This is a genomic window from Nocardiopsis listeri, assembly GCF_020741345.1.
GTDB classification, from domain to species: domain Bacteria; phylum Actinomycetota; class Actinomycetes; order Streptosporangiales; family Streptosporangiaceae; genus Nocardiopsis; species Nocardiopsis listeri_A.
Map to the genome: position 1 here is coordinate 1 of NZ_DYZD01000376.1, position 15,426 is coordinate 15,426.

General features: G+C 68.0%; 14 protein-coding genes. 7 read left to right on the plus strand and 7 right to left on the minus strand.

Translation table 11 applies throughout. The annotated features are described in order from the left end of the window. Nucleotides 1-271: 271 nt before the first annotated feature. The 4 genes from K8V84_RS20100 to K8V84_RS20115 all read left to right on the plus strand — a co-directional run bounded on the left by K8V84_RS20100 (nucleotide 272) and on the right by K8V84_RS20115 (nucleotide 4,035). Nucleotides 272-610: a YbaB/EbfC family nucleoid-associated protein gene (locus tag K8V84_RS20100; protein WP_304077299.1), complete on the plus strand. Its 339-nt coding sequence runs from the start codon at nucleotides 272-274 to the stop codon at nucleotides 608-610. A 314-nt stretch (nucleotides 611-924) separates the two neighbouring features. Then, nucleotides 925-1,524 carry a recombination mediator RecR gene (gene recR, locus K8V84_RS20105; RefSeq protein WP_304077270.1) on the plus strand — a complete coding sequence of 200 codons (600 nt, stop codon included), beginning with the start codon at nucleotides 925-927 and terminating at the stop codon, nucleotides 1,522-1,524. Nucleotides 1,525-1,705: 181 nt separating this feature from the next. Further along, nucleotides 1,706-2,977 (plus strand): aspartate kinase, encoded by a 1,272-nt coding sequence (locus K8V84_RS20110; protein WP_304077273.1) that lies wholly within the window; start codon nucleotides 1,706-1,708, stop codon nucleotides 2,975-2,977. Next, entirely contained in the window at nucleotides 2,974-4,035 is a 1,062-nt protein-coding gene (locus K8V84_RS20115; RefSeq protein ID WP_304077276.1) for an aspartate-semialdehyde dehydrogenase, read from the plus strand. Before K8V84_RS20110 ends, K8V84_RS20115 begins: the two co-directional genes overlap by 4 nt. Nucleotides 4,036-4,188: 153 nt before the next feature. Here the strand turns inward: K8V84_RS20115 and K8V84_RS20120 are convergent, their stop codons facing one another. Continuing rightward, nucleotides 4,189-4,923, minus strand: coding sequence for a GntR family transcriptional regulator (locus tag K8V84_RS20120; protein WP_304077278.1), 735 nt, complete (start codon nucleotides 4,921-4,923; stop codon nucleotides 4,189-4,191). A gap of 341 nt (nucleotides 4,924-5,264) precedes the next feature. Here K8V84_RS20120 and K8V84_RS20125 point away from each other — a divergent pair, with 341 nt between their 5' ends. After that, nucleotides 5,265-5,648: a PLD nuclease N-terminal domain-containing protein gene (locus K8V84_RS20125; protein WP_304077280.1), complete on the plus strand. Its 384-nt coding sequence runs from the start codon at nucleotides 5,265-5,267 to the stop codon at nucleotides 5,646-5,648. Nucleotides 5,649-5,805: 157 nt separating this feature from the next. On the opposite strand, the gene K8V84_RS20130 is transcribed toward K8V84_RS20125, so the two are convergent. The 6 genes from K8V84_RS20130 to K8V84_RS20155 form a co-directional block, all read right to left on the minus strand. Continuing rightward, a complete protein-coding gene (locus K8V84_RS20130; protein WP_304077283.1) occupies nucleotides 5,806-6,177 on the minus strand; it encodes a DUF952 domain-containing protein in 372 nt (123 codons plus the stop codon). Nucleotides 6,178-6,199: 22 nt separating this feature from the next. Beyond that, on the minus strand, nucleotides 6,200-7,291 hold the full coding sequence (locus K8V84_RS20135) for a hypothetical protein (RefSeq protein ID WP_304077286.1): 1,092 nt from the start codon (nucleotides 7,289-7,291) through the stop codon (nucleotides 6,200-6,202). Nucleotides 7,292-7,406: 115 nt separating this feature from the next. Beyond that, complete coding sequence (locus K8V84_RS20140) at nucleotides 7,407-8,711, minus strand: dihydrolipoamide acetyltransferase family protein (protein WP_304077288.1); 1,305 nt, start codon at nucleotides 8,709-8,711, stop codon at nucleotides 7,407-7,409. An 11-nt stretch (nucleotides 8,712-8,722) separates the two neighbouring features. Continuing rightward, nucleotides 8,723-9,739 (minus strand): alpha-ketoacid dehydrogenase subunit beta, encoded by a 1,017-nt coding sequence (locus K8V84_RS20145; protein ID WP_304077291.1) that lies wholly within the window; start codon nucleotides 9,737-9,739, stop codon nucleotides 8,723-8,725. Between the two features lie 16 nt (nucleotides 9,740-9,755). Beyond that, complete coding sequence (gene pdhA / locus K8V84_RS20150; protein WP_304077294.1) at nucleotides 9,756-10,859, minus strand: pyruvate dehydrogenase (acetyl-transferring) E1 component subunit alpha; 1,104 nt, start codon at nucleotides 10,857-10,859, stop codon at nucleotides 9,756-9,758. 480 nt (nucleotides 10,860-11,339) lie between these two features. Continuing rightward, nucleotides 11,340-12,017, minus strand: coding sequence for a GntR family transcriptional regulator (locus tag K8V84_RS20155; protein ID WP_304077297.1), 678 nt, complete (start codon nucleotides 12,015-12,017; stop codon nucleotides 11,340-11,342). Nucleotides 12,018-12,793: 776 nt separating this feature from the next. Here K8V84_RS20155 and K8V84_RS20160 point away from each other — a divergent pair. Both K8V84_RS20160 and K8V84_RS20165 read left to right on the plus strand, forming a co-directional pair. Continuing rightward, entirely contained in the window at nucleotides 12,794-13,510 is a 717-nt protein-coding gene (locus K8V84_RS20160) for a phosphatase PAP2 family protein (protein WP_304077302.1), read from the plus strand. A gap of 311 nt (nucleotides 13,511-13,821) precedes the next feature. Further along, a partial coding sequence (locus K8V84_RS20165) for a heavy metal translocating P-type ATPase (protein WP_304077304.1) occupies nucleotides 13,822-15,426 on the plus strand: 1,605 nt, incomplete at its 3' end.

Genomic DNA, 15,426 nt, shown 5'->3' on the forward strand with positions numbered 1-15,426 from the left:
TGGTGAAATCAGATCAACGGTGCGACCAAGTCCTCCCCGTGACGAGGCGGTCCCCGACCCGCCCGAACGACCGTGCGCCGAACGCGCACGCGCCCCCCCGCGTGCCATCGGGCGGATCGGGGGAGCGGAGCGCGGTGCGCGGATCCCGGGAACCACGCCGTTCACACGGGAACGGCACCGGATGTACCGACTACCCTCACAGACAAGTGACATCCGGAAAGAGACCCAGCACCTCGAGTGCGGCGAGGAGACGGCCGTGAACCCTGGCGGAATGGACATGCAGGCCCTGCTCCAGCAGGCCCAGCAGATGCAGCAGCAGCTTGTGGAGGCTCAGCAGGCCCTGGAGGACGCCGAGGTCGAGGGCACCTCCGGTGGTGGCCTGGTCAAGGTCAAGCTGAGCGGACGCGGACAGGTCGAGGACATCACCGTCGACCCCAAGGCCGTCGACCCCGCCGACGCGGAGGAGACCTCCCAGACCATCGCGGACCTGGTCCTGGCGGCCATCCGTGACGCCGAGGCGCAGGTCGAGCGCCTCCAGCAGGAGAAGATGGGCCCGCTGACCGAGGGCATGCCCGGGGGCGGCGGCATCCCCGGCCTGCCCGGCTTCTAGGCGGTTCCACTTCTGTGCGGGTGCCCGGGAGCCGGCGACGGCCTGGAGGGGACACCTTCTGACGGTGCCCGAACGGGGTCCCCGTGGTTCACGAAACAGGGCCCGGGCCCCCTTCCGATGAGCCGAGGCCTCGTCGGAAGGTCTGAGGGGATGGCACCGTCCCGGTGGCAAGGCCGGGGCGGTGCGGCCAAGACACCTTCTCTCCTTTGCCGGACCACTGTCCGAAGAGGTCATCGGCCCCCGATACGGTGGGAGACACAAGGGGCGGCAACGGCCCCGCCGGGTCGACCCCGGTTCCGACCGAGTGGGTAGGCATGTACGAAGGCGCGGTTCAGAATCTGATCGACGAGCTCGGGCGGCTGCCCGGCGTCGGTCCGAAAAGCGCGCAACGCATCGCCTTCCATCTGCTGTCCGCCGAACACGCGGACGTCAAGCGCCTGGTCAACGCACTCGTCGAGGTCAAGGAGCGGGTCCGCTTCTGCTCCATCTGCGGCAACGTCGCCGAAGAGACCGAGTGCCGAATCTGCCGTGACGCCCGCCGCGACGCCGCGGTCATCTGCGTCGTGGAGGAGTCCAAGGACGTCGTCGCCATCGAGCGCACCCGGGAGTTCCGGGGCCGCTACCACGTGCTCGGCGGCGCCATCAGCCCCATCGAGGGCGTGGGCCCGGACGACCTGCGTGTCAAGGAACTCATGACCCGCCTGGCCGACGGCCAGGTGACCGAGTTGATCCTGGCGACCGACCCCAATCTGGAAGGGGAGGCCACCGCGACCTACCTGGCGCGGTTGGTCAAACCCATGGGCCTGAAAGTCACCCGCCTGGCCAGCGGTCTGCCCGTCGGCGGCGACCTGGAGTACGCCGATGAGGTCACTTTGGGTCGTGCCTTCGAAGGCCGTCGAAGCCTGGAGTTCTAGCTCACATTCGCCCGTAATGGGGCCGAAATATGAGTAACCTCCGTTCGAGCGGGTAGGCCCGAGCGCTGGTGTGTCAAGACGCCACGCCCTTCCATCGCAGGTCGGAACGGGTACGGCGAGGCGTCGCTGACTACACTCCCTTGTGAATTGTCTTGATCCCAACTCCTCAGGAGCATCGATCGTGGCCCTAATCGTGCAGAAGTACGGTGGGTCTTCCGTGGCCGACGCGGAAGCCATCAAGCGAGTAGCCCAAAGGATCGTGGCTCAGAAAAAGGCGGGACATGACGTCGTGGTCGTCGTCTCCGCGATGGGCGACACGACCGACGAACTGCTGGACCTGGCCGAACAGGTCTCTCCGATGCCACCCGCCCGCGAGCTCGACATGCTCGTCACCGCGGGTGAGCGCATGTCCATGGCACTCGTGGCCATGGCCATCGAGAACCTCGGGTACGAGGCTCGCTCCTTCACCGGCTCCCAGGCCGGAGTCATCACCACGTCGTTGCACGGCAACGCCAAGATCATCGACGTGACGCCCGGGCGCATCCAGGAAGCCGTCGGCGAGGGTGCGATCTGCATCGTCGCCGGTTTCCAGGGCGTCTCCCAGGACACGAAGGACATCACGTCCCTGGGCCGTGGTGGTTCGGACACCACCGCCGTCGCTCTTGCGGGCGCGCTCAACGCCGACGCCTGCGAGATCTACAGCGACGTGGACGGCGTGTTCACCGCCGACCCGCGTGTCGTGCCCACCGCTCAGCGCATCCCGCAGATCTCCTACGAGGAGATGCTGGAGATGGCCGCCAGCGGCACCAAGATCCTGCACCTGCGCTGCGTCGAGTACGCGCGCCAGTTCAACATCCCCCTGCACGTCCGCTCGTCGTTCAGCCAGAAGCCCGGCACGTGGATCGTTTCGGAAGTCGAGGAAAGCGTAGGCATGGAACAGCCGATCATCTCCGGGGTCTCTTTCGACCGGAGCGAAGCCAAGATCACCGTCGTAGGCGTCCCCGACAAGGTCGGTGAGGCCGCGACGATCTTCAAGGCGCTCGCGGACGCCGAGATCAACATCGACATGATCGTGCAGAACGTGTCGGCGGTCTCCACCTCGCGCACCGACATCTCCTTCACCGTCCCCAAGGACTCCGGCAAGCAGGCCGTCGACTCCTTGAAGAAGGTCCAGGACAAGGTCGGCTACGACTCCCTGCGCTACGACGACAAGATCGGCAAGGTCTCGTTGATCGGCGCCGGCATGCGTTCCTACCCGGGTGTGACCGCCCGCTTCTTCGACTCCATCGCCACTTCCGGCACCAACGTCGAGATGATCTCCACCTCGGAGATCCGCATCTCGGTCATCGTCGAGGAAGACCAGGTCGACGCCGCGGTCCAGGCCGCGCACAGTGAGTTCCAGCTCGACGCCGACCAGGTCGAAGCTGTCGTCTACGGAGGTACCGGCCGATGAGTAACCGTCTTCCCACCCTCGCCCTCGTCGGAGCGACCGGCGCGGTCGGCACCGTCATGCGGGGGATCCTCACCCAGCGCGAGAACGTCTGGGGCGAGATCCGTCTCGTCGCCTCCGCGCGCAGCGCCGGCAAGGTCCTGAGCGTTCGCGGCGAGGACGTCGTGGTCCAGGCCCTGACCCCCGAGGTCTTCGATGGTGTCGACGTCGCCATGTTCGACGTACCGGACGAGGTGTCCAAGGAGTGGGCGCCGATCGCCGCCGCCCGCGGCGCCGTCGCCGTCGACAACTCCGGTGCCTTCCGGCTCGACCCGGACGTTCCGCTGGTGGTGCCCGAGGTCAACTCGGACCAGGTCCGCAACCGTCCGCGCGGCATCATCTCCAACCCGAACTGCACCACCCTCTCGATGATCGTGGCGATCGGTGCCCTGCACCGCACCTACGGCGTCAAGGAGCTCGTGGTCTCCTCCTACCAGGCCGCCTCCGGCGCCGGCCAGGAGGGCATCGACGTCCTGCGCGACCAGATGGCCAAGGCCGGGGCGGACCGCACCCTCGGTGACAAGGGGCGCGACATGCGCGAGGCCGTCGACGAGCTGGGCCCGTTCCCGGCACCGCTGGCCTACAACGTCGTGCCGTGGGCGGGTTCGCTCAAGGACGACGGCTGGTCCTCCGAGGAACTGAAGGTCCGCAACGAGTCCCGCAAGATCCTGGGCCTGCCGGACCTGAAGGTCTCCGCGACCTGTGTCCGCGTCCCGGTGATCACCACGCACTCGCTGGTCGTGCACGCGACCTTCGACAGCGAGGTCGCCGCCGACGACGCCCGCAAGCTGCTGGGCGGCGCCGAGGGTGTCGAGGTCCTGGACGACCCCGCCAAGGGTGAGTTCCCGACCCCGAACGACGTGGTGGGCACCGACCCGACCTGGGTCGGTCGTATCCGTCAGTCGATCGACGACCCCAAGTCGCTGGACCTGTTCCTGTGCGGGGACAACCTGCGTAAGGGCGCCGCGCTGAACACCGCGCAGATCGCCGAGGTCGTGGCCAAGGAGTTCACCCGGGCCTGATCCGCGACATGATCGGGCGTCGGTTCCGGATGCCCGTCCGGTCGGGTGCGACCTGAGGGCGGTGGTTCGTTCCTCCTGCGGGAGAGACGGGCCACCGCCCTTCGCCATGCGCTCGTCCTGCCCGAGCGTGGTGGCCGGATCCTTGTGTCCGGTTCAGGTCGGGGGTCCGAGGCCACGGGGGCGGGCCAGGGACAGTTTGTAGAGAAGTCGACACTGTTCGGCGGAGCCGATGAGGTCGGAGGTCTCCACCGGGCGGTCACCGCTGAAGTGGGTCCGTTCCACGACGAGAACCGGGACCCCGGGCGGGATGTCGAGCAGCTCGGCCTCCGAATCGCGCAGGATGCGGATCCCGACCTCTTCCACGACCCGATCGACGGGATGTCCCACGGAGCCGAGCCGTTGCAGGGGGCCCACGTCGGCGGCGTCGAAGGGGGTGCGCAGGGTTCCGGCGGTGAGGACCGCCGGCTCCCACGAGAGGTGCAGGGTGACCGAACGGTCGTCGTGCAGACCGCGGGAGGTGGTCCGGTACACCGGGTCGCCGTCACGTAGCCGCAGCCGGGCGGTGAGCCGGCCGGAACTACGTTCCTGTTCGGTGCCGACCCGTTCTCGGCTCAGCCCTCCCAGCCCGGAACCCGAGGTGGAGTCGGTGCGGGAGAGCCGGAACACCTCGGGGACGGCGCGAACGAAGTACCCGGATCCGGGTCTGGACTCGACGAGACCCTCGGTGACCAGGAGCCGCAGCGCGGTACGGGAGATCTGCTCGCTGACCCGGTAGGAGCGGGCCAGACGGGTGCGGGAGGGCAACCGGGTTCCCGGGGTCATCTCCCCTCTGAGGATGGGAGCGCGCAGTTGTTCGGCCAGCCAGAGGTATCGGGGTCGCCTGGCCACCGTTCACCGGACCCTTGGGGCGGGGGTCCCCGAGCGGGTGGGGGCTCTCGTGATTCGGTGGTCGTGGGTGCCGGTTTCCCCGGCGGCGCCGGTCGGGGGTCGGAGGGTCGAAATGTTGTTGCCAGATCGCCGAAGCTCGCCCATGGCACCAGTAAAGCAGTGGAAAGGCCTGGTGGGGGGTGCTACCGGTAAGTAGGGGGGCTCCGACCGCGAGGGGACCACGGAATCGGAACCCGTGGGGGCACAAGGGGGAAACGCCCGTAACCGAAGGAATGTACTTCCTTGACGACCACGATTATTACTCTGTGTAGCAGGTTAGCCACATCATGCTTGGGGGAGTCATGATCACGAACCTGTCGGAGACGCCGCAGTTGGAGCGGTTGGCCCAACTGACGGACACCAGCGGTCGGACGGTCGCCTGGATGGGCGGGATCACCGGCGTCCTCATCGGGCTCGCGTTCCTCGCGGTCGTGGTGATGGTCGTCGCGGCGGTCGGCTCCGCCCTCGCCAACAGTGACACCTCGACCGGGGGCAAGCTCCTGTGGGTGATCTTCATCCTCTGGTTCCCCCTGTTCGGGGCGATCGCCTGGTTCGTGGTCGGCAAGAAGGGCCACCTGAACCGGTTCCTCGGGATCGACAAGGGGCGGGCCCGTCACACGATCCCCGTGAGCGTCGGCCAGCACAGCAACGTGGTGCCCGACCAGACCGGGCTCGGGCACGCCTGAGCCGACCCACCCGAGCGGCGGAGCGAAGGACTTGTCCACAGGCTGTGGACAAGTCCTTCGTCGTTTCGGCCCATCGTCTTGGCGGCACGTCGCCGTGTCCCCAAGTCACTGTGTCCCCAAATCGACTTGTCGTGTCATCGACCGGTCGACCGCGCACTCACGCGGTGGGGCGGCCCTCCACCAACGCCGTGTAGCGTCCCGAGGCATCACGGACGGGCCGCAGCACCGATGTCACGGCGCGACGGGGGATGGGACCGTGGAGGTGGGGGAAGCGCACGTCGGAGCCCACACCGGGCGGGGGAGCGGGGGCGGCGGACTCCCAACGGACCTCGGCGTCCACCAGGTCGGCGTCCACCACCAGGACCACCAGGGGTTCGGCGGGGTCGGCGTAGAAGGCGTTCGCCACAGCGAGCATGGTCGCCTCGTCGGGGGAGGCGTGAAGGTATCCCTCGGTGTTCAAGGACGCGGCTTCGATGTCTCCGCCGGCCGTCCACCGGGACAGCTCGGTCAGGTGCAGTACAAGGCTCATGCGCGGACGGTACCCGCCCGGATCAGGGGTTCCCGGTCACACCGAGCCCGTAGTCGCTGATCTGATAGGCCTCACGCCACCCGCCACCGGGCATCGGGATGGTGTCGCCGCCGTCGGTCAGCGATAGGTCCTCGGGGGTGGGGATCCCCAGGGCTTCGGCGGTCTCCAACACGAGCATCGCCAGGCGCACGGCGTTGACCTCGTCGAAGCGGTAGGAGGGGGAGACGTGGGTGACGTCCATCTTCAGATGGCGTTCCTCGGTGGCCTCGACCCAGCCGAACTCCTCCGGGTCGGGTGCCTCGGAACTGTTCCGCAACGCGTTGGCCGCGACCTCGTCCAGGCCCAGTCGTACGTACCCGCCGAGTTCGAAGTGGAAGACCCAAGGTCCGCTCTCCTCACCGGGGAAGCGACCGTGGAAGCCGAAGGAACGTTCGTGGCCCAGAGCGGCCAGTTCGGCGGGCATGGTGCGGAAGACGTCGACGAGTCTGCGCGCGTAGGACCTCCAGTCGTCGAATCGGGTGATCCCCGCGATGGACATGCCGCCGACGTCGCCGGTCATGGACACCCCGAGGAAACCGGCGGTCATGTCGCCCCCGTGTTCACGCTCGTACCAGTACCAGCCCTCGGCGGGGGAGGTCGGGACCAGGCACAGGATCGGGCCCTCGTGGCCTGCGCGCAGATCCAGGCTGTGCTCGCTCCGGCGCCAACGCAGGAAGGGGGTGCCCCAGTGGGGGCTCTCACCGTGGAAGGGGCGTTCGTCATCGGAACCGATGACGTTCGGTTCGCCCAGAGCCCGGCGCAGGGCGCGGCCCGCGTCATGGAACGCCTCGACCTGTTCCCGGACCCCACCGTCGATCCGTCCCAACGGGAAGTGCAGGCCGACGTACTCCTCCCGGGTCACGTGGATCTCCACGGAGTCGTCGACCGGACGCAACCACGCGTCACCGTAGGAGCGCGTGCGCAGGATCGGACCCCACTCTCCGGCCTCCCAACGCCAGCCCTGTTCGACCGCCATCCGGGACAGGTCGGCCTCGGTCCACTTCCCGGGGTCGGTGTTCCGCAGGAGCGTGCCGAGGGCGCCGATCCGCTCGGCGGACCAGAGGTGGTTCGTCATACTGTGCGGCCTTTCCATGGTGATGCGTCGATCATGCCGGCAACGGCGAACGCCCCGGCCGGAGGGCCCGACCGGGGCGTTCGACTTCACCGACGCACGAAGCGCCGCCGATGACCTACAGGATGATCCGCATGGGCTCTTCGAGGATCTCCGCGAGGTCCTTGAGGAACGCGGCGCCGACGGCCCCGTCCACCGCGCGGTGGTCGACGGACAGTTCCAGGGAGATGCGGTTGCGCACCTGCACCTCACCGTCCACGACCGTCGGCTCCGGCCGCATGGCGCCCACGGCCAGGATCGCGGCCTCCGGCGGGTTGATCACCGCGGAGAAGCTGTCCACACCGAACATGCCCAGGTTGGACACGCTGAACGTGCCGCCGCTCATCTCCTGCGGCTTGAGCTTGTTGTCACGGGCCTTGCCCGCCAGGTCACGCGTACGGGTGGAGATCTCCGACAGCGTGGCCTTGTCCGTGTCGTGCAGCACCGGAACGACCAGACCGGCGTCCACGGCCACCGCCACACCGACGTTGACCCGGTGGTGCTGGATCAGCTTGTCCTCCACCCAGGAGGTGTTGACCGCCGGGTGGAGCTTGAGCGCGGTGGCGCACGCCTTGACGATCAGGTCGTTGAAGCTGATCTTGACGCCCGTGCTCGACAGCTGCTCGTTGATCTGGGCACGGAAGGCCTTGAGAGCCTCGGCGTCGATCGCGCGGCGCAGGTAGAAGTGCGGGACCGTCTGCTTGCTCTCGGTCAGACGGCGCGCGATCACCTTGCGCACGTTGCTGGTCTTGAGCTCCTCGGAGTCGCGACCGTCGTCGAAGGACTGCGCCGCGGGCGCCTTGGTGGGCGCGCTCGGAGCGGCCTTCTCCTCGGCGGCGGGAACGTCCTGGGCGGCGTACCCGTCCTTGGCCGCGGCCTCGATGTCGGCGCGCACGATCCGGCCCTTGGGCCCGGACCCCTGGACCTTGGTGATGTCCAGGCCGTACTCCTTGGCCAGCCTGCGGGCCAGCGGGGAGGTGCGCGGACGGGGACCGTCGGCGTCGCCCGCCGGGGCGGTGGGCTCGGCCGGGGCGGAGGAGGTCGCCTCGGCGGGCTCCTCCTCGCTCTCGGCCCTCTCCTCGGGCTCGGCGGCCTTCTCCTCGGCCGCAGGAGCGTCAGAGCCACCGGACTCCTCGGGCACCGCGTCCGGGGAGTCGCCGATGATGCCGATGACCTCACCGATCGCCACGGTGTCGCCTTCGGAGGCGGTCTGCTTGACCAGGTAGCCGTCCTCGTAGGCCTCGTACTCCATGACGGCCTTGTCGGTCTCGATCTCGACCAGCACGTCACCGGAGGAAACCTTGTCCCCCACCTTCTTCACCCAGGTGGAGATGACGCCTTCCTCCATGGTGTCGGAGAGGCGCGGCATGTGGATCTCGCTCATTGAATCTCCCTCTACCCGACCCGTTTGCCGACGGCGCTCAGGGTCTCCTTGATCACGGTGCTGATCGACTCGATCGACGGCAGGGCCGCGGTCTCCAGCGGCTTGGCGTAGGGCATCGGCACCTCGGCCATGGCCACCCGGCGAACCGGAGCGTCCAGGTAGTCGAAGGCACCCTCCTGGATCGAGGCGGCGATCTCAGCGCCGATCCCGTAGGTGAGCCAGTCGTCCTCGCAGATGACCGCGGAACCGGTCTTCTTGACCGAGTCGACGAAGGTCTGCCGGTCCAGCGGACGCAGGCTGCGCAGGTCGACGACCTCGACGCTGATGTCGTCCTCCTTGGCCAGCTTCTCGGCGACCTGGTTCGCGACCATGGCCATCCGGGAGTAGCCGATCAACGTGATGTCGCTGCCCTCGCGGGTGACCGCGGCGCGCCCGATGGTGGCGGCGTTGTCGTTCTCGGGCTCGGCGTAGTCGTCGGGGACCTCGCCCTTGGAGTTGTACAGGCCCAGGTTCTCCAGGAACAGGACCGGGTCGTCGTCGCGGATGGCCGCGCGAAGCATCGAGGAGGCCTCGGCCGGGGTGCTGGGAGCCATCACCTTGAGACCGGGGATGAAGGAGTAGAACAGCTCGATGTTCTGGGAGTGGGTCGCTCCCAGCTGCTGGCCGCCGCCCCCGGGGGTGCGGATGACCAGGGGCACGCTGGTCTGGCCGCCGAACATCCCGTAGATCTTGGCGGCGTGGTTGATGATCTGGTCGATGGCGATCAGCGAGAAGTTGATCGTCATGAGTTCGACGACCGGGCGCAGGCCGAGCATGGCGGCGCCGACGGCCGCGCCGACGAAGCCCTCTTCGGCGATCGGGGTGTCCTTGACGCGCCGGGGGCCGAACTCCTTGAGGAGGCCCTCGGTGATCTTGTAGGAGCCCTCGAAGACACCGATCTCTTCGCCGATGACGAGGACGTTCTCGTCGCGCACCATTTCGGCGCGCAGAGTGTCCCGCAGAGCCTGACGGTATGTGATCACGGACATGTGACTGGTTCCTTCCCTACTCCGCGAACACCGGGTCGGCGGGCATGCGCCGCGACTCGTTGGGAACCGGGGTGGCGTACGTGTAGTCGAAGAGCGTGGACGGGTCCGGGTGGGGGCTGTTCTCCGCGAAGTCGGCGGCCTCGGTGACCTCGGCCTTGACGGAGGCGGCGATCTCGTCGCGGAGTTCGTCCGTGAGGATGCCGGCCTTGGCCAACTGGGCGTCGAAGATCACGATCGGATCGTTCTCGTCGGAGCGAGCCTTGTCCCGCTGCTCGTCGGTGCGGTACTTGGCCGGGTCGACGACCGAGTGGCCCTTCTGCCGGTAGCTCCACGCCTCCAGCAGGAACGGCGTCTGCTCCTCGCGAGCGCGTTCGACCAGCCTGGTGGCGGTGTCGCGCACGGCGAGGACGTCACGCCCGTCCACCCGCTCACCCTCGATGCGGAAGGCCGCGCCGCGCTTGTACAGGTCGGGCTCGGCGGAGGACATGTCCACCGTGGTGCCCATACCGGTGAAGTTGTTGATCACCACGAAGACGACGGGCAGGTTCCACAGCTTGGCGATGTTGAGGGACTCGTGCCAGGCGCCGATGTTGGTGGTGCCGTCGCCCATCTGGCACATGACGACCTCGTCGCCGCCGCGGTAGGTGACGGCCAGGGCCGCACCGGTGGCCAACGGCAGCTGACCGCCGACGATGCCGTAACCACCGAGCATGCGGGTCTCGGTGTCGTACATGTGCATCGACCCGCCCCAGCCCTTGGCCACGCCGTCGACGCGTCCGTAGAGCTCGGCCATGACCCGCTTGGGGTCCATGCCCTTGCCGATCGCGTACCCGTGGTCACGGTAGTTCGTGAACAGGTAGTCGCGCTCCTGGAGGGCCGTCATCAGACCGACGACGGTGGCCTCCTCACCGAGGTTGAGGTGGCAGTAACCGCCGATCCGGGCCTGCGTGTAGGCCTGGCCGGTGCGTTCCTCGAAGCGCCGGATGAACAGCATCTGGCGGTAGTAGTCGAGGAGTGTCTCCGGCTTCTCGTTTCCGAGGCCGGTCGTGTCCTTGCGGGTGCGCCGCTTGGTCGTGGAGGACCGTGCGGTGCCGCCCTTCGGCTTGGCCGTGTCAGCCATGTCGTGCCTTTCTACGTACGAGAAGGCCTGCCCTCCCGGCCTGTGGGTCGGGTGGCCTGGCCCGCTCGGGCCCCGCTGTCAGGCGTGGCCCGGGCGTGTGTCGCCGCCGGGCTCATCGGCGGCGACACCGTGGCTGTTGCGGGGAGCGTCCACCGAGGCCGTGGCCGGGCCCGCGTGTGGACGCGAAGTGAGTCGGGTCGCGTGTGCAGTTGTCGCGCCGAAACCCTTGAGGGCATTGCTTCCCGGTCTGGAGGGCGGTAAGCATGCGCAGGGAGGTGGCCCGAGTTCGTTCACCGGCCGGATGAACGACCCCGTGTCACCAGGGCGTACGCGTGTAGCGGTGTGACGCGTGTCGCGCACACTCTACGTTCTGATCGATGATCGATCAATACAACTTTACGGGAGATACCCGAAGTTCGGCGCATAACACCAGATCGCTCCCGGATCCCGGAACCGAGACCCGTACCGGATCGGGTCCCTTCAGTGTCGGCCCTTGTGTGTCTTCAGCGCCGCCTCGACGTAGTTCAGGACGTGGTCGCTGAGCATCCGGCCGACGGAGGGATCGCCCTCACGGAAGGCCTTGGTGATCTGGGCGTGGTCGGCCGCCTTGGCGTGCAGCTCCATGTCGAGCCATCGCACCGAGAGTGCGGTCCACACCTCCACGCCCAGGGATTCCCAGGTGTGCAGCAGCACGCTGTTGTTCGCCGCCCGGACGACCTCGCGATGGAACTCCACGCTGTGCCGGATCTGGTCGGTGACGTCGCCCCTGGCGGTCGCGTCCCGCAGGGCCTCCACCTCGCGCTCCAGCGGAGACGGGTCCTGGGCCAGACGTGGGGCGGCCAACTGCGCGGCGACGAGCTCCAGGCCGGCGCGCACGGGATAGATCTCCGCCATGTCCTGGACGCCGAACGCCCTGACCCTGGCGCCCTTGTTGGGCACGGTCTCGATGAGCCGCAGGGTCTCCAGCTCGCGCAGGGCCTCGCGGACCGGCGCCTGGCTCACCTTGAGCTCGGTGGCGACGCGACGTTCGACGATGCGCTCGCCCGGCTGCCAACGACCCGACAACAGGCCCTCGACCAGAACCTGCCGGATCTGCTCCCTCAACGGCTCACGGGCCAGTTTCGAGGGATCATCCGGCAACTGCGGGAGGTCGACCATCCAGGGCCCTTCCGTTCTCCATCCCGGGTGCGACCGGCTTCGAGGCCCGCACACCACTGTCTGACAAGCTCTTTGAAGAGTGCCACACATGGACGGGTCGACCGGACCCTCGGGCACGGGGCGCTAACGAAAGCCTCACGAACGGATCGCGCCCAGGTGAAGCGGGCGGATCGGTCGGGGGAGGCTTCGGCAAAGTCCGAGGTGGAAGGATCACATTCGGGCCGTCGGAGCGCCAATGGCATAGCGTGGCCGGGTAGGCTCATCTGTCGGCGATATCTGGAAAAAGGCCGGATGGAATGTAGTGGACGTCACGGCCACAGCCCAAGATGCCGCCTGACCTGCGCGAACGGAATTGGAGTGGGGCCGGCGCGGGTGGGAGACATCGACGACGACGATCTGTTCGTCTTGGAATACCGAACCTGCGAAAAGCCGGTCGCGAAGACCGCGAACCAGCCTGAAGGTTCGGTCGTCGAACCGGGTGCGGGGGAGAAATTCCCCTCGATACGTTACCGGCACCAGGTGTCGACCCCGAGGACGTCAGAACCAGTCCGACAACCGCGGCTAGCCCGTCCCCCACGCCTCAGCAGTGCCACAGGCAAGCCCACGACGTGTGAGACAGCACTGAGCACATGACGCATTCTCCGAGGACCAGGCGCGCACGGTCCAGACAGACACCTCCGCCTCACGAGCCGGAACGGCGCAGACCCGAGCCCGGCCCGTACAGCGGTCCCATACCCGTGGTCCGAGCCGACGAGCTCGCCCCGGGTCCGCCGGTCGTGCGCGCCGTGAAGTGGCCGAGTGTGAGCGAGATCGCGTGGGGGCTCGCCTCGGACCGGCTCGCGATCATGCTCTTTGTGGCCCTGATCGTCGTGACGATGCTCGCGGCCGGGCCACTGCACCCGGTCGACAACTTCCTCAACGATGCGTATCGGCCCTACTGGGACGCGCTGCGCGAACCACTGATCTACTGGCCCGACAACGTGGCCTCCCGTTACGTGGCCCTGCCGGTCCTGGGCGTGACCACGGTCCAGCTGGCCTACTGGCACCGCAGCTGGCGGCCGATCATCCTCGGGGCGGGTGGCGTCTTCGGGATGATGTCGATGGTCTCGGTGATGAAGCTGTTCATCAACCGGGGGCACGCCAAGTACCACGACCCGGACTTCTTCGCCGGAGCGGGGAACGTGGCCTTCCCATCGGGGCACGGGGCCAACGCGATCCTCATCTACGGGCTGGTGCTGTTCTTGATCATCAGGTTCGGCGCGGCCCGACCACACATCATCAAACGCCTGGCGTACTGCATCGTGGGTATCGCGTTACTGCAGTCGACCGTGTCGATCTACCTGCAGTTCCACTGGTTCACGGACCTGTTGGCCGGGATGATCGCCGGAGGGTTCGCGTTGCGCCTGACGATCCGCCTGGACCGGATGATCCCGCATGGACACACCGTCTACTGGTGGCCCTGGTACGGCAAGGAATCCGAGGTCGCGGCCTAGATCTCGACAGAAGGACACGAGGAGCGCTCGTCGAGGAGATCGACGGGCGCTCTTTTTCGTCGGGGCGCGTACATCGACCCGGAATACCCTGAGGGGGTATGTGTTGTCGAAGGAAGCGAGCGGTATCGCGGACATTCGTGCCGAAGGAACCCATGGAGGGTGCTTTCGGGGGAAGGGACGTAGATATGAACACAGGCACCCACGGCCACCCCGATCACACGGGGCACGATCACGGTGACCATGACGGCCACGGCGGCCACGGCGGCCACGGCGCCCATGGCGGACACGGGGGCCATGGCGACCACGCCGCCATGTTCCGGAAGCGGTTCTGGTGGAGCCTGCTCCTGAGCGTGCCGGTGGTGTTCACCAGCCACATGGTGGCCGGTTGGTTCGGCTACGACGTTCCCGCCGCGCTCACCTGGGTACCGCCGCTTCTCGGTACCGCCGTCTTCCTCTACGGCGGGTGGCCCTTCCTCTCCGGGGTTCCCGCCGAACTGCGCGATCGCGAACCGGGCATGATGACCCTGGTCGCCATGGCGATCACCGTCGCCTTCGGCTCCAGCCTGCTCGCCACTTTCGGCGTGGTCGGCATGGAGCTGGACTTTTGGTGGGAGCTCGTCCTCCTGGTCGTGGTGATGTTGCTCGGCCACTGGCTGGAGATGCGGGCACTGGGCCAGGCGTCCGGAGCGTTGGAGGCCCTCGCCGAACTCCTGCCCGACCAGACCGAACGCGTAGGCGCCGACGGCGAGGTCGAGGAGATCCCCATCGCCGCGCTGGCCGCCGGCGACACCGTCCTGGTCCGGTCCGGGGGACGCGTGCCCGCAGACGGAACCGTGCTCCAGGGCCGTGCCGACGTCGACGAGTCGATGATCACCGGCGAATCCCGCACGGTCACCCGAACCGACGGCGACCGTGTGGTCGCGGGGACCGTCGCCACCGACTCCGCCCTGCGGGTCCGTGTGGACGCAGTCGGAGACGACACCACGCTCGCCGGGATCCAACGCCTGGTCTCCGAGGCGCAGGAGTCGCGCTCGCGTTCCCAGGCGCTCGCCGACCGGGCCGCCGGGCTGTTGTTCTGGTTCGCACTGTCCGCGGCCGTCATCACCTCGCTCGTCTGGGGGCCGCTGATCGGGGATTCGAGCCAGGCGGTCGAACGGACCGTCACGGTGCTGGTGATCGCCTGCCCCCACGCCCTGGGCCTGGCGATCCCGCTGGTCATCGCGATCTCCACGACGCTGTCCGCGCGCAACGGCATCCTCGTCAAGGACCGGCTGTCACTGGAGCGCACCCGCCTGGTGGACACGGTGCTGTTCGACAAGACCGGAACCCTCACCAAGGGCACGCCCGCGGTCCTGGACATGACCGCCCTGGATGGCGAGTCGCCCGAGCGCATGCTGTCCCTGGCCGGCTCCGTCGAGGCCGACTCCGAGCACCCTTCCGCGAAGGCGATCACCCACGCGGCCCGCGAGACCGGTTCGCTCCCCAGGGCCACCGACTTCCAGTCGCTGCCCGGGCACGGTGTTCGGGCGATGGTGGACGGGATCGAGGTGCACGTGGGCGGGCCCGCCCTGCTGGAGTCACTCGGGCTCACCGAACCCGAGGAACTGGCCGAACGCACCCGTCCCTGGCGGGAGCAGGGCTCGACCGTGCTGCACGTGATCGATGACGGGGCCATCGTCGGGGCCTTGGCCCTGGCCGACGAGATCCGGCCCGAATCCGCGTCCGCCGTCCGACAGCTCAAGGAGCAGGGCGTGCGGGTGGCCATCGTGACCGGTGACGCCCGCAACGTCGCCGACTCCGTCGCCGGCAGGCTCGGTCTCGACGAGGTGTTCGCCCAGGTGCTGCCCGACCAGAAGGACGCGGTGGTTCGTGATCTTCAGGAGCGGGGACACCGGGTGGCGATGGTGGGTGACGGG

What these genes read in the sequence shown, in the direction of transcription:
- K8V84_RS20100 (WP_304077299.1), top strand. Translation starts at nt 272, where the DNA reads ATGGACATGCAGGCCCTGCTCCAGCAGGCCCAGCAGATGCAGCAGCAG.
- recR (WP_304077270.1), top strand. Translation starts at nt 925, where the DNA reads ATGTACGAAGGCGCGGTTCAGAATCTGATCGACGAGCTCGGGCGGCTG.
- K8V84_RS20115 (WP_304077276.1), top strand. Translation starts at nt 2,974, where the DNA reads ATGAGTAACCGTCTTCCCACCCTCGCCCTCGTCGGAGCGACCGGCGCG.
- K8V84_RS20125 (WP_304077280.1), top strand. Translation starts at nt 5,265, where the DNA reads ATGATCACGAACCTGTCGGAGACGCCGCAGTTGGAGCGGTTGGCCCAA.
- K8V84_RS20130 (WP_304077283.1), bottom strand. Translation starts at nt 6,177, where the DNA reads ATGAGCCTTGTACTGCACCTGACCGAGCTGTCCCGGTGGACGGCCGGC.
- K8V84_RS20135 (WP_304077286.1), bottom strand. Translation starts at nt 7,291, where the DNA reads ATGACGAACCACCTCTGGTCCGCCGAGCGGATCGGCGCCCTCGGCACG.
- K8V84_RS20140 (WP_304077288.1), bottom strand. Translation starts at nt 8,711, where the DNA reads ATGAGCGAGATCCACATGCCGCGCCTCTCCGACACCATGGAGGAAGGC.
- K8V84_RS20145 (WP_304077291.1), bottom strand. Translation starts at nt 9,739, where the DNA reads ATGTCCGTGATCACATACCGTCAGGCTCTGCGGGACACTCTGCGCGCC.
- pdhA (WP_304077294.1), bottom strand. Translation starts at nt 10,859, where the DNA reads ATGGCTGACACGGCCAAGCCGAAGGGCGGCACCGCACGGTCCTCCACG.
- K8V84_RS20155 (WP_304077297.1), bottom strand. Translation starts at nt 12,017, where the DNA reads ATGGTCGACCTCCCGCAGTTGCCGGATGATCCCTCGAAACTGGCCCGT.